The 13,626-nt window shown below is 68.0% G+C and carries 13 protein-coding genes; 4 read left to right on the top strand and 9 right to left on the bottom strand.

Features of this window, described 5'->3' with window-relative positions; translation table 11 throughout:
* Positions 1-50: 50 nt before the first annotated feature.
* From AC1D1T_RS00535 to AC1D1T_RS00495, 9 genes are all read right to left on the bottom strand, one after another.
* A complete protein-coding gene (locus AC1D1T_RS00535) occupies positions 51-1,004 on the bottom strand; it encodes a LysM peptidoglycan-binding domain-containing protein (RefSeq protein ID WP_477991215.1) in 954 nt (317 codons plus the stop codon).
* Positions 1,005-1,133: 129 nt separating this feature from the next.
* Positions 1,134-1,319, bottom strand: a complete 186-nt coding sequence (locus tag AC1D1T_RS00530) for a hypothetical protein (protein ID WP_047503190.1) — start codon at positions 1,317-1,319, stop codon at positions 1,134-1,136.
* 87 nt (positions 1,320-1,406) lie between these two features.
* Complete coding sequence (locus AC1D1T_RS00525) at positions 1,407-2,669, bottom strand: TIGR02270 family protein (protein ID WP_477825443.1); 1,263 nt, start codon at positions 2,667-2,669, stop codon at positions 1,407-1,409.
* Positions 2,670-2,671: 2 nt separating this feature from the next.
* Positions 2,672-3,565 (bottom strand): beta propeller repeat protein, encoded by an 894-nt coding sequence (locus AC1D1T_RS00520; RefSeq protein WP_465113852.1) that lies wholly within the window; start codon positions 3,563-3,565, stop codon positions 2,672-2,674.
* A 19-nt stretch (positions 3,566-3,584) separates the two neighbouring features.
* Positions 3,585-4,736 (bottom strand): PAAR-like domain-containing protein, encoded by a 1,152-nt coding sequence (locus tag AC1D1T_RS00515; RefSeq protein WP_465113851.1) that lies wholly within the window; start codon positions 4,734-4,736, stop codon positions 3,585-3,587.
* On the bottom strand, positions 4,736-5,761 hold the full coding sequence (locus AC1D1T_RS00510) for a hypothetical protein (RefSeq protein WP_465113850.1): 1,026 nt from the start codon (positions 5,759-5,761) through the stop codon (positions 4,736-4,738). Before AC1D1T_RS00510 ends, AC1D1T_RS00515 begins: the two co-directional genes overlap by 1 nt.
* Complete coding sequence (locus AC1D1T_RS00505) at positions 5,758-6,897, bottom strand: DUF2169 family type VI secretion system accessory protein (RefSeq protein WP_465113849.1); 1,140 nt, start codon at positions 6,895-6,897, stop codon at positions 5,758-5,760. Before AC1D1T_RS00505 ends, AC1D1T_RS00510 begins: the two co-directional genes overlap by 4 nt.
* A gap of 21 nt (positions 6,898-6,918) precedes the next feature.
* On the bottom strand, positions 6,919-7,479 hold the full coding sequence (locus AC1D1T_RS00500; RefSeq protein WP_465113848.1) for a DUF6484 domain-containing protein: 561 nt from the start codon (positions 7,477-7,479) through the stop codon (positions 6,919-6,921).
* A gap of 8 nt (positions 7,480-7,487) precedes the next feature.
* Positions 7,488-9,767, bottom strand: coding sequence for a type VI secretion system Vgr family protein (locus tag AC1D1T_RS00495; RefSeq protein ID WP_465113847.1), 2,280 nt, complete (start codon positions 9,765-9,767; stop codon positions 7,488-7,490).
* 94 nt (positions 9,768-9,861) lie between these two features.
* Here AC1D1T_RS00495 and AC1D1T_RS00490 point away from each other — a divergent pair, with 94 nt between their 5' ends.
* From AC1D1T_RS00490 to AC1D1T_RS00475, 4 genes are all read left to right on the top strand, one after another.
* On the top strand, positions 9,862-10,203 hold the full coding sequence (locus AC1D1T_RS00490) for a T6SS effector amidase Tae4 family protein (protein WP_477825439.1): 342 nt from the start codon (positions 9,862-9,864) through the stop codon (positions 10,201-10,203).
* A 210-nt stretch (positions 10,204-10,413) separates the two neighbouring features.
* Positions 10,414-10,734 (top strand): hypothetical protein, encoded by a 321-nt coding sequence (locus AC1D1T_RS00485; protein ID WP_477825438.1) that lies wholly within the window; start codon positions 10,414-10,416, stop codon positions 10,732-10,734.
* Positions 10,735-10,899: 165 nt separating this feature from the next.
* Positions 10,900-12,171, top strand: coding sequence for an acyltransferase family protein (locus tag AC1D1T_RS00480; RefSeq protein ID WP_477991212.1), 1,272 nt, complete (start codon positions 10,900-10,902; stop codon positions 12,169-12,171).
* Positions 12,168-13,265, top strand: a complete 1,098-nt coding sequence (locus AC1D1T_RS00475) for a cupin-like domain-containing protein (protein ID WP_465113843.1) — start codon at positions 12,168-12,170, stop codon at positions 13,263-13,265. Before AC1D1T_RS00480 ends, AC1D1T_RS00475 begins: the two co-directional genes overlap by 4 nt.
* Positions 13,266-13,626 lie beyond the last annotated feature (361 nt).

Raw genomic sequence — 13,626 nt, 5'->3', positions numbered from 1 at the left:
CGTGCGGGCGTAAGCCGTCTCCTACATCGCAGGCCGGCCGCTCCTCCCGGTCAGAGGGCGTTGACCTTTTCCTTCAGCCGCAGGGCTTTCTGCTTTTCGAGCTTGGCCGTCTCGTTGGCCGGCTCGAGCTCGAGCACCTTGTCCCAGGATTTGATCGCGCCGTCCAGGTCCTGGCGCGCAAGCGCCGAGCGGGCATTGCGCGAATGGGTGTCGACCAGCCGCTTGCTGGTGGCATCCACCTTCGGACCGGCGGCGGCGACGCCCAGGCTGGCGGCCTGCTTGTAGTCGGCCAGTGCGCGTTCCAGGTTGCCGGCCTTGGCTGATGCTTCTGCCGAGCGGAAGGCCTTTTCGCCGGCCGACGGCTCGGCCGGTGCCACCGGGGCGGCGGCGACCGGCGGCGGTGCCGGCGTCGGCTCCGGCGCGGGCTCGGGCTTGGTCGGCACCGGCCGGGTCGGGCGAGCCACTTCCGGCGGGGGCGCCTTGCCGGGGATGCGGATCGTCGTGCCTTCGCCCACCTGGCGCGGCACCTTGATGTTGTTGTAGCGCGCGAGGATGTGGAACGCGTAGATGTCGCCGAGGAAGCGGCCGGCGATGCGCGACAGCGTGTCGCCCGAGCGCACCACGTACGGGAACGACTCGCGGCCGAGCGTGGCCTGCGGGTCCTCGGTCATCTGCTTCTGCAGGTTCAGCGCCAGCTTGTTGGCGGGGTCCAGGCTCAGCGCCCGCTGCAGCTCGGCGCGGGCCTGCTCTTCGTTGCCGCCCTCGAGCAACTCGACGACGCTCTGCGCGACCTTCTGGGCCTGCGCCTGCATCGCCGGGGTCGGCGGGGGCGGGGGTTCGGGGGCGGGGGCCGGCGCCGCAGGCGTGGTGGCGGCGGGTTCCGGGGGTGGGTCGGCCGGTTTGGTGGCACAGGCCGACAGCGCCAGCGCCGCGACCAGCGCCGACATCAGGGCAGCCGTGCCGGCGAGGCGGGACGGTGCCGAGCGATCAGTGGTTGCGATCATGCGTTCCATCTTCAGTCGAAGTGAGCGGAGCCCGGCAGCCGGGATGCCGCCCGGGTGGGAGCGGCGCCGCTGGGGGCGAACGGCAGATTGTGCCCCGACCCGGGGCCGGATCAGAACCGCTTCACCCCGTCATCCGTGTGAAGAAAGTGCTTGCCACCACAACCACGTGGCCACCGCCGAGAAGATCGCGCCGACCAGCAGCCAGGCCTTGGCCTGCGGGATCACGCGGCCGGCGGCGAGCCAGCGTGCGAGGCCGAGCGCGAGGAAGGCCGGGCCGAGGATGGCGAGGATCAGCTTGGCGTCGATGGGTGGCATCGGTTCTCCCTGGGTGTTCTGGCGGGCCGCGCGAGGGGGCGCGGCGAGTATTGCATGGGGCTTGTCAGGCCTGGGCACTGCGCCAGTTCAGCTTCGGGGAGCCATCGAGGTGAGCAGCCGTTGCTGTCGCCACGCAGGTGCCGCGACGTTGAACAACGGCGTGCCCGGATTCAGCAAGCACAGGTGCTGCGCGGCTGCCGCACGCTGACGCTGGAAACCGCTGCGCAGCACCGACAGGCAGTGTGCCGCCGACACCGACCCACCCATGAAATGGCGCGTGCCGCCGGCGAAGCTGGCGCCTTGGGACTGCCACCAAGCGTCAATGCGCTGCGGGTCCGGCCATGGCAGGCCATCGTCTTCGTCGAGCGCGACGGCGTCATCGGCTGCATCGTCGTTGGGGCCGAATTCGGCACCCTCCGGCGGCTTGCGTTCAAGGTCCAGCGCCGCGAGATCGAGGCCGGTCAATGTGCTGAACGTCTCGCCCGCCTTGCGGGCCAGCGGCAACTGGTGCATCTGGCGGATCAGCCAGGGCACGAACTGGGTGTCGCCGGCAGCGGCGATGCCACGCATCAGCAGTCGTGCCATTGAGGGCTCCTTGGCGAGCAGGCGCAGCAGATCGTGTCCCTGTTGCGGATCGACGACTCGCAGCCAGAGGTCGATGGCCTCGGCGCGGCTCGGGTGCTCGGCATCCACCGACAGCGCCTGCAACACTTGCAGGCTGGAACCGCGATCACCCAGCAGAAGCGCTGCCCGCGCGGCGGGGAACGCCGCTTCGAGGGGGACGCCGTTCAACAGGCGCAGGCAGGCGGGCAGCAGGTCGATGCGGCCGATCGCCGCAGCCACCGCCGGTGCGTGGGCGACGTCCTCCGGCTGCGTCGATGCGAGCGCTTCGTCCAGCGACGTGCCGGGATCGACCCCGTGCATGGCACATGCCGTCATTCCGACGCGGCGATGCATCGGCTGGCCGGAGTCGAGCAGCGATCGCGTGATGCCGCGCAGTGTCGGCGCGCTGACCCATCCGAAGGCCGACACCAGGCCGCGTCGCGACGCCGGCTCGGCCTCGGCCAGCGCCAGCAACTGGGCCAGCCAGACCGTGTTGCGGCTCTCGAGGGCGAGGACCGTCGCGGCGAACATTGCACCGGAGCCCGGGTCTTCCAGTCCGATCCGGCTCAGGCGCTCGCCTTCGCCGCCGGCCAGCGACAGGCCGTCGAGGCTGGCCGCGATGCGCTCGTCCAGCCGCGCCAGGCGATTCAGGCGCAGGTGCGGCGCGCGCACCAGCACCGACCGCGTGTGGCGCAGCGAGACTGCGACCTCGTGGTGCTGCTGGATGACGATCGGAACGGCGGACATGCTCAGATCAGCGGCGGGAGCGACTGCCATGCCTTGCCGTCGGTCGTGAAGGCGAGCTTCCCGGTGCCGAACGACCAGAGCACGCCGTCAACGGCGTCGAGATGGCCGAAGCTCTTCACGCCATCGACCGCCACGGGATCCAGCGCGCCGTTGTGCAGGCGGAAGATGCCTTGCTCGGAGGAGACATGGAGGGCGCCCTCGAACCATTCGGCACCCCACAGGTTGCCGATCGAGGCATCGCTCGCGGCCATGTTCCAGCCGGCGCCGTCGAAGCGCAGCACCAGCCCCTTCTGGCCGGTTGCGTAGGCCTCGCTCGGCGACACCACCACCACGCGATGCAGCATCAGGTTCGTCGGGCTGTCGTGCTTCGTCCAGCGCTGCGCATCACGGTGCCAGATCTCGCCCATCATGCCGGCGGCCCACAGGTCATCGGGTGAACTGCCGTGGATCGACGAGAAGCCGCTCACGGCGATCTCGCCCAGCGGCGCGACCACGCCCTCGTCGATGCGCACCCAGGCTCCCGCCGTGCGCCGATAGACTTGGCGCCCCATGCCGGCGGCAAACACCGTGTCGCCGATCACGCGGATGTCGCGCATCGGGCCACGCGCACGCGTGCCCGCGGGTGACGCATCGATCTGCTCTTCGCGGTAGTCGCCGTGCCCGAGGCCCACCGTGCCTTCGGTCCCGAGCGCAAATGCGCAAGGCTTGGGCCCGCGCAGGGTCGCCACGCGGTTGGGGATCCACTTCATCGGGAACAGGCCCCATTTGCCGGCCTGGCCGTCCCAATGCGCGAGGGCCGGAATGGCATCGCGGCCTTCGCCGATGTGGGCAATGACGCGGACGATCGATGCGTTTTCGGCGCTGCCGTGGCCGAAGCTGATCGGTGGTTTGTTCATGATGTTGGATCGAGGGGTTTCAGAAGCCGCTTCGGATCATCGAGAAAAGGATGCTGGAATTGAGCTGGCCCTGCTGGCGGGACGTCAGGTCGCCAGCAGACCGGTTCACCAGGTCGGAGCGAACGGGTGTCGAGTCGTCGACACCCGGTCCGTCCGGGTTCTTGGCCTTGTGGTACTTGTCCAGTTGGGCTTCCGTGCAATCGGGGTCGCAGTCGGGGAAGACCAGCATCATGGCGACGACGCCGGCCTTGCGGGCTTCGCCGTAGTTCCAGTTCGAGACGCCGCTGCTCAACGGGACGTTGCGCGCGTGCTGGTTGTAGGCCGCCTCGTACTGGCCCTGGATGGCATGGCAGGCGCCGTGCTCCTTGTCATGGCGCGGGCCCGAGGCGCACACGCACGGCGCCTTCGTGTCGTCGTAGCCGGTGAACTCGGACATCACCCGGCCTTCGTCGCGCCCCCCGATCTCGGTGAAGCAATGCACTTCAACCAGGTGGTGAGGCGTCTTCGCGTTGCCTTCATCGTCGTCGCAGCAGCCATAGGCGAACGGCGCCAGTACGCACTTCATGGCTTCCTTGCAGGGATCCTTGCACATCTCCCGCTTGGCGCCGGCCATGTTCACGGTGCCCTTCTGCTTGCCCTTCGTGCGAACGTTCTTCTGGTAGCCCTCCTCGCAGGCACTCTTGGCGTTGTCACGCGTCTTCTTGCAAGGATCGTCCGTGATGCCCACCGACGTGCCGACGGTGTCGGTGTAGACCCAGGGCGGCGAGTTGCCCGGCATCGAGCCATGGTTGTGCGTTGCGAGATCGAGGTTGCGAACGACATTCTCTCCTTCGACCTTCACGTCCATCGACCACACCGTGAAGAACACCTTGCCCGTGATCTTGCTGGTCACGACGCCCTTCTTCGGCGCATTGCCGGCCTCGTCACCGGTGCTTTTCTTGAAGTACGACTTGTCCTTCAGCATGATCTCCTGGCCGGAGATCTTGACCGAACTCGATCCGTCGGAGCAGTCCGAGGCCATGCCGGTGTTGGGATACGGAATGGGCACGCCGGGCGGCGTGGCCGGCGTCAGCGGCGGCGTGAAACAGACGTCGGGAAACGCGCAAATGCCCTTCCCGTTGGCCGCTTTGCACGAGATCTCCATGTTGTTGGCAAAGACCTGGTTCGCCATCACGCGTGTCCGTAGTGAAGGGTCGCGGCGGCGCGCAGCCCGTTGTCATTCGACCAATGCGCGAGGACCGCATGGCCTCGGGCATACGATTTCCTGCAGGCCGCCTCGGCCAGCGCGATCATGCTGATGCCCGACACGGCGCCCGTCTCGCCGATGCATTCGGCGGGGTGCCACAGTTCGAAATCCTCCTTCAGGACCCGCATCGAGCGCGACAGGGCGAGCGATGCTTCCTTGAAGTAGTACTGTTCCCCGGAGACATCGGTGATGCGGAAATCCATCTCGTGCATGGCCACGCCCGCTTCGTCGATGGCTTGTCGCACTGCGCGATTGAGCCCTTCGGCGCGCAACGGCTCACCCGAGTCGACGTGCGCTGCCTCGCTCGCAAAGCCGAGTCCGGTGCAATGCAGCCGATGCGGGCCATCCGGCACGCCGACGAGCAGGGCACCGGCGCCTTCGCCGGGCATGAATCCGTCGGTGTTCGATTCGGTGAGCAGGCGCCGGACCTGGTCGTAGTGGATGAGACTCTCTCCCTGGAGCAGGCTGTCGGCGGCCACCACCAGCACCTCCCGTGCCGCCTGCTGCTGCACGAGCGCGCGTGCCCTGGCCAGCGCGACCGCCACGCCGACGCGCCCTTGTGGCACCACCGCAGAAGCCGGCGAGAAGCGCGCGCCGAGCAGATCCTGGATCGCGGCGAAGAGCCGGTCGTCAAGCCCGGCGATGCGCCCGGGGCGCGTGCCCTCCGCGACGCACAGCAGCACAGGCAGCTCCGCCCAGGTCTCTTTCGGGCGCTGATCGAGGGCTTGTGTGATTGCCATCGCTGCCATGGCCGCGAGCTTGTCGAGGCCACGATGCCCGCGGGACAGGTGCACCTGGTGGCCGACGATCCACCGCCCGGCGGAGTCGATGAACTGCGTGTCGCTGGGGTTGGTGAGCTTGGCACGCAGCGCCGCGCAGGTCGAGGCCGCGTCGAGGCCAACCGACGTCACCAGGCCGGTGCCGAGGACAGCGAGCGGGGATGTGCTCACGGCGCCACCTTGTCGTCGGCGTCCGCGACGAACATCGGACCGGCCGGAATCATCACCACCGGAATCGGGAAAACGGACTGGTCCCGCAACTGCCACCACTCCCGCCCCTTCTTGCCCACCAGCACCTGCGCGATCTCGTGCATGTTCTTGCGCAGTGGCCGCGCCACGCGCCAGGTGAGACTGAAGCGCTGCAACTCAGGCTCGATCACGATCGTGTCCAGCGTCGCGGTGTAGTCCTCGCGCTCGCCGCGCTTCGGAAACACGTGCACCGGCGCCACCAGGTTCGGAATCGTGAAGCGCGTCAGCCCTTCGGGCGTCAGGTTCGCCAGCGCCACCTCCACCGGCCCACCGGCGAACGACTCCAGCGGCAGCTGCTGGTCCAGCGGCGCCGCCTGGAAATACTGCGCGTCGAAATCCGGCGGCAAAAAGGGGAAGTGCTTGTCGAGCCACTCGTCGTCGTACGTGCCGGCAAAGCGCGAACGCGACGACCAGCCGCGCCCGAGCGGGCCGTACGACATCGGCGCGTAGTCGCTGTCGGGGTCGCTGATGCTGCGCCCGATCTCCTCGGTGCGCGGCAGCGGCTTGCCGTCGACCCAGGACTTCTTCAGGTGCTTGTGGAATCCCACGCCCACCGGGTTGGCCATGTAGGCCGCATGCTGCGACGGGTCTTCATGCGCCAGGTCGGCGCCGCCATAGGCCACGTCGTAGCTGATCGGCTGCGTGACGAACGGCTCGGCCGGCGTCGCGCGCAGCGTGGCCAGGCCGCAATCCCATTGCCGCGCGCCGACCACCGCGATGCGCTTGCTCCAGTGGCCGATGCGGATGCCGGTCTCCACGCGCGTGGCCGGCCGGCCGTGCGGCGCGTGCGCGCTGCCCAGCAGCAACACGTCCACGCGCTGCTTGAGCGGCGCGAAATCCACTTCGTACACCGGCGCCGACAGCCCCGGCTCGCCGGTGAAGGTGTCGGCCATCACCAGCGGCAGCTGCTCGTCGTGCAGCGCGAAATGCGTGGCCGGCTCGCCGGCCTGCGGGAAGCGGAAGGTGCCCTTGATGACGACCACGAGCGACTCGCGGCCGCTCGGCTCGAGCCCCATGTTGTAGCCCGCCGTCATGCGGGTCGCGTTGATCAGCTCCATGTGGTTACTGCAGCCGTGCGGTCAGTTCAGTTGCACCGAGCCGCCCTTGATGCGGTTGACGCCAGTCGAGCGGCTCGACACGTAGCTGCCCTGGATCAGCACCTTGCCGGCCTCGGTCAGCGTGATGCTGGCCTTGCCGCAGCGCAGCGTCAGCTCCTTCTTCGCGCTGACCAGCATGCGCTGGCCGTCGCTGTCGAGCTGCACCTGGTCGGGCCGGTCGGCCAGCGGCCAGCCGGCAGCCGGGCGCAGCACGCCGGTGACGATCGGCAAGGCCGCATCGCCGTTCTCGAACATCAGCGTCACCTGCGCGCCGATGTGCGCGCCATGCAGGTCGAGCACCGCGCGCGCGCGCAGCGCGGCCGTGCCCGGCTGGCCGGGGTAGAGCACCAGCGGCGTCGCGCCGTCATCGGTGATCGCGATCAACTCGCCGACCACGACCGACGGCAGCGGCTCGCTGCGCAGCACCGCCGCGCGCGACTGCAGCAGCGGCTGCAGCGCATCGACCGGGTCGCCGATGGGGGTGGCTTCCTCGCGCGCATGCGCTTCGAGAAGTTGTTGGTCCAGCGTGTCGCGGCCGCTCATCGTGTGCCTCAGTTCTGCAGAATCTTGGAGCCCTTCATCACGATGTTGCCGCCGGCCTTCTTGTTGATGTTGCCGGAGCCCTCCACCGTGATGTCCTTGCCCTTGATGGTGATCGTGCCGTCTTTCTTCATCGTGATGCTCGCGCTGCCGGTCTTCAGCGTGATGGAGTCGGCCGCCTCGAGCACGTAGTTCTTGCCCACCTTCAGCGTGTTGTCCTCGCCGATGGTGGTGTTGCGGGCCTTGGCCACCTGCACGCTCTGCTTGCCGCCGACGCTCAGGCTGCGGTCGGAGCCGACATCGATGCTCTGCTTGGCGCCGATCGAGTGGCTTTCGTTGATGCCCACCGAGACCGAGCGCGTGGCGCCCACCGAGATGCTCTGCGCCGCGCCGACCACCACTTCCTGGGCCGCGCCGATCGCCACCGTCTCGTTGATGCCGACCGCGCGGGTGCGCTGCAGGGCCACCGTCTCGGTCTTGCTGGCGCCGATGCTCACGGTGCGGTTGCTGCCGATCGTGATCGTCTCGTTGGCGCCCACCGTCTCGGTGCGGTTCACGCCGATCGCGATGGTCTCGTTGCTGCCGACCTTCTCGTTGCGGTTGACGCCGATCGTGATGTCTTCGTTGTTGCCGACCTTCTCGGTGCGGTCGACGCCGATCGTGATGGTCTCGTTGTTGTCGACCGTCTCGGTGCGGTCGTGCTTGACGTGCACCGTCTCGTCGTGGTCGATGGTCTTCGTGCGGTCGTGGCCGACCCACTTGGCCTCGTCGTTCTCGACCTCGGTCAGCTGGTCTTTCTCGGCGTGCAGCCACAGCTGCTCGGCGCCCTGCTTGTCCTCGAAGCGGATCGCGTTGGCATTGCCGTAGCCGCCGCCCTTGGACGAGCGCGTCAGGATGCCCGACTGCGTCGCATTGGCCGGCAGGTCCCACGGCGGCATCTGCTCGGCGTTGTAGACGCGGCCGGTGATCAGCGGCTGGTCGGGGTCGCCCTCGAGGAAGCCGACGACCACTTCCTGGCCGATGCGCGGGATCGAGATGCCGCCGAAGTTCTTGCCGGCCCACGGCGACGACACGCGCACCCAGCACGAGCTCTTCTCGTTGTTCTGGCCGTAGCGGTCCCAATGGAACTGCACCTTCACGCGGCCGTACTTGTCGGTGAAGATCTCCTCGCCGCCGGGGCCGACCACCACCGCGGTCTGCGGGCCCTGCACGAAGGGCTTGGGCGTGACGCGTTGCGGGCGGAACTGCTGCTTGCTCGGGATCGCCGAGAACGCGCAATGGAAGCCGGCGCCGGCGCCGCTCGATTCGTGAACGCCCAGCTCGGCCCTCACCGACATCGAGGTGACCAGGTACTCGCTGTTCTGGTCTTCGCGYGGGTGCTTGGTGAGCTTCATGTTGCAGCCGACCTTCAGGCCGAGCGCGTTCGACGCGCCGCGCAGCTGCGTGTAGCGCGCCTGGACCTCGTCCATGCGGTTCTCGGCCCACTGCGAGCCGTCGGCCTTCTGCACGTAGTCGCCCTGGTAGTCGAAGCTCTCGTAGTCGGCGAGCTCGTGCGAGCGGGTGTTGGAGGTCTCGACTTCCAGCGAGGTCGACGGCCGCTCGAAGTCGTAGCTCGTCATCACCGTCTTGCCGGTGCGCACCGATTCGTCGAACACCCAGTCGCAGACGTACTCCTGGTCGGGCGGCGCGTTCGAGCTGTCTTCGATGTAGCGCATGCTCTCGTAGCCGGGCGCCGCGTCGTGTGCGCTCTGCGAGTCGACGAGGATCAGCTTGTGCGCGCCGTCGGTGTGCTCGAAGTACCAGTAGATGCCCTCGTGCTCCAGCAGGCGGGCGATGAAGTTGTAGTCGCTCTCGCGGTACTGCACGCAGTACGTCCACGGCTGGTACGAGCGGAACAGCTTGGGCTCGAAGCTTGCGACGCCGTGGTCGCCGAACACCTTCTTGACGATGTCGGGCACCGACATGTCCTGGAAGATGCGGCAATCGGTGGTGCGGGTCAGGAACCACAGCCACGGCCGCACGGTGGCGCGGTAGCCGAAGTAGCGGCCCTTGTGCCCGCCGAGTCCGAAGCGGGTGACGTAACCGTTGTAATGGCGCTTGCTGCCGTTGGCGAGCGTCACGTTCACGGTGACGAGCTTGCCGAGCAGGTCCTGCGGTTTGAGGTCGGGCTTCTCGCTCAGCAGCGACAACTGCATGTCGCCCAGCGAGCTCAGGCCGGTCGAGTACGTCATCGACTCGAAGAACAGGTCTTCAGCCGGAAGCGGTGAACTCAGCGTGATGGGATTGGCCATGGGTGCGCTTGCTGTGCAGACGAAGGGCGCACGGACGGTGCACCATGGTCCTCAGAGTAGGAAAAGCCGCCCGGGGGGTAAAGCGACGAAAGTCATGTACCCCCCGGGGCCGGGCGTTGGCGTAGGCGGGTTTGGCCTAGGATCCGCGCAGGCCGGCAGGCCGAAGCCGCCGAAGGGCTTCGAGAACCAGTGCGCGATCAAGGTCAGCGTGGCGCTGCACGCGGCGGGCGTCGACATGAAATCGTTTCGAGGCGCAACCGTGACCGTCGACGGCAAGCGGCTGGCGATCCGGGCCGAGGAACTGGCGGCGTGGCTGAAGACGCAGCACCTGATCGGGTTGCCGCTGAAGCCGGAGAACGTGACCGGCAAGGAGTGGCAGGAGAAAGTCAGCATCGCACGGGGGACCACATCGACCTCTGGAACAAGTCGACGCTGACCCCGTCATGGGAGTCCTTCGCTCGCTTCTCGATCGGGATGTTCTCGCGGCCTACCTTCTGCCGTCGGTTGGATTCGCTGTCGCGGGCTACCTTGCACAGGCTCGAGCTTGGCCCATCAAGAAGACTGCTGTCGTGTTTGGGGCGCTGACCCTTGGGACTCTGTTCTTCCTGGTCCGTCCTTGCATCATGATTGGCCCAAGATGAGTGGAATGAGCTGGTTGAAGCGCTTCGCTGCCACGCTTGCCGGATTTGTGTTCGGACTCGCCGTCACTTGGGTGTGCCTCTACACCGTGAGTCGCGCCAAGCTTCCTCGCATCCGGTCTTCTGGCGGGGGATGCGACCTGGAACACAACCCGACCTGGTGGTGTTTGCCGGCGTTCATGGCGTTCTTGTTCCTTCCTTCGATCTGCTTTGCCGTGGCCGGCTGCCTGGCGTCCGCCCGTGCATGGCCGATCCGCAAGGTCGCCAAGGTCTTCGCCTGGATGACGGGTTTCACGGCGCTCGCCTACATCGCCTCCTACGTGCTCTGAAGTGCGCCCGGCCACCCGCTCACCAACCGTTACGCCTCCACACCCCGATCCGGCGATTCCCCGTTGTCCAACGCCCCCTGGCGCCCGTAACATTCCCGGCGCAATGGAAGAGGGCAGACGGACGCCACCCAGGACGCCCGCGTCGACCGCATCGGAGGGATCTTCATGGCATTGCCCGGCGCGAAAGCCGCCCCGCAGGATCACCTGCCCGAATTGACCAGCTTGCGCTTCATCGCGGCCTTCGCGGTGCTGGTGCTGCATTACCGCGACCTGCTCGGACCGCTCCCCGACGGCGTGCTGCGCGCGATCGTCGGCGGCCAGTACGGTGTCACGTTCTTCTTCATCCTGAGCGGCTTCATCCTGACCTATCGCTACCACGAATGGTTCGCGGGTGGCGTCAGCGATGGCCGCTTCTGGCGCTTCCAGCGCTTCCGCTTCGCCCGCATCTACCCGATCTACCTGCTCGGGCTGCTGCTCGACACGCCGTGGCACATCGTCGAGCGCGCGCAGGCGGGGCAGCTGGCCGACGTCGGCCAGACCTGGTGGGCCTCGTGGCTGCTGAACCTGGTCGGCCTGCAGGCCTGGGTGCCGGCGGTGCCGTTCGCGATGTTCTGGAACACGCCGGCCTGGAGCGTGGCCGCCGAGCTCTTCTTCTACGCGACCTTCCCGTTCCTGTGCGCCGGCCTGCTGCGCCTGCGGCTGCGCCTGCGCGGCCTCGCACTGCTGCTGGCCGCCACCACCGTGCTCGGCATCGGCGCCTACGTCGGCGTGATCTGGTGGATGAACGTCGTGCTGCACACCGAAGGGCAGACGCAGTACATCGTGCTCGTCTACAACCCGCTGCTGCGCTACAGCGAATTCCTCGGCGGCTGCCTGACCGGCCTCGCGTTCCTGCAGCTGCAGGCCGGCAGCTGGCCGCGCGCCGCCTGGCTGACCGGCACCGATGCCCGTGCCCGCCGCGTGCGCGACGCGATCGTGCTGGCGGCCCTGGTGGCCGCCGGCGTGCGCATCGGCCTGCCCGACTACGTCGGCCCCGAGATGTGGCGCTGGCTGCTCGACGTGGCGATGAAGTACGGCATCTTCATCGTGCCGTTCAGCGCGCTGATCCTCGCGGTGGCGTCGGGGCGCACCTTCCTCAGCGTGCTGCTGCAGCAACCCTGGATGGTGCTGCTGGGCGAGGCGAGCTATGCGCTGTACATCATCCACTGGTCGGTGACGACCTTCCTGCGCCTGGGCTGGCTCGGCGCGGCCGGCACGCCCGCGGTGCACCTGCTGTTCCTGCTCGGCACGGTGGCCGCGTCGGTGCTGTGCTACCGATTCATCGAGGTGCCGTGGCGGCGTCGCTTGCGCGGCAGCGGCCCCGACCTGCCGGACTCCACCGCGGCCACCGCATCGGCCGCCGCCCTTCCATCCCAACCGAGACCCGCCCTGCCATGAGCTCTTCCACGCTGATGCCCGCGCCGCGCCCGCGCGAGTTCCAGGCCCAGGCCGTTCCGCAACCCCAGACCGCCCCGCAACCCCAGCACCGCCCGATCGACAACGGCTGGCTGCAATGGGTGGCCGAGAACAAGCTGCGCAACTGCGCGATGGAATCGATGCTGCAGACGATGACGGCCGCCGGCCTGTCGCGCGCCGAGAGCGAGGCGGCGATCGTGCGCATGGACAGCGATCCGGCCTACCTCGCGGCCAAGCGCTACCAGCAGATGCAGCGCAAGTTCGAATCGGTGCTCGCCAACCAGCAGAAGCTGTGGGAATCGTCGCCGCACTACGGGCGCGTCGAGAAGCGCAGCCATGTGTCGCGCGACGAGTTCATCGAGCGCTACGTGCGCGGCAGCCGCCCGCTGGTGCTCACCGAAGCGGCGCGCGACTGGCCGGCCGTCACGCGCTGGTCGCCGCAGGACCTGAAGACGCGCTTCGGCCACCTCGACGTCGAGATCCAGGCCGAGCGCAACGCCGACTCGAACTACGAGCAGAACAAGCTGGAGCACCGGCGCACGGTGCGGCTCGGCAACTTCGTCGACCAGGTGCTGGCCGGCGGTGCGACCAACGACTACTACCTGACCGCCAACAACGAGGTGCTGCGGCGCCCGGAGTTCGCGCCGCTGCTGAAGGACATCGGCACGCTGCCCGAGATCTGCGATCCGGCGCAACTGGCGCAGCGCTCGTCGTTCTGGTTCGGCCCGGCCGGCACGCGCACGCCGCTGCACCACGACACGCTGATGCTGATGCACACGCAGATCGTCGGCCGCAAGCGCTGGCGCTTCATCTCGCCGCTGGAGACGCCGAAGCTCTACAACCACTTCCGCGTCTACAGCCCGATCGACCTCGACGCGCCCGACCTGGTGCGCCACCCCGATTTCGCGAGCGTGAAGGTGCTGGAGGTGATCGTCGAACCGGGCGAGACGATGTTCCTGCCGCTCGGCTGGTGGCACCAGGTGACCTCGCTGGACGTGAGCCTGTCCTTCTCGTACTCGAACCTGGCGATCCCGAATGACTTCACGTATGTGAATGCGGAGATCCACAACTGGTGATGGCGCCGGCGCGGCACGTGCCGCGGCCGACGTGACACTCCTGGTCTGGAATGCCTCTTGCACCCGTTGCTCGAACAAGTCGCACACGAGCACGGGCAGGTAACCGCCCGTATCGGCTGATCGGAAAAACGGGAGGGTTCCATGGGAAAAACGCAGAGAACGGCGGTCGCAGGGTCGCGCAGCAGGTCGCAGGCACTCGCCACGGTGGCAATGATGTTCAGCGCGGCGATGGCGCTGTCGGCCTGCGGCTCGGGCGGAGGTGACGATTCGGGCCCCTCGGCCAGCCCGCCGCCGACGAGCAATGCGCCGGCGCCGTCTCCCGCGCCGTCTCCTTCCCCCGCACCGTCGCCCGCACCCGCGC

Source organism: Rhizobacter sp. P2_H3, from assembly GCF_056403355.1.
The sequence above is the reverse complement of the archived record's forward strand: the minus strand, read 5'-3'. Positions and strand labels throughout refer to the sequence as shown.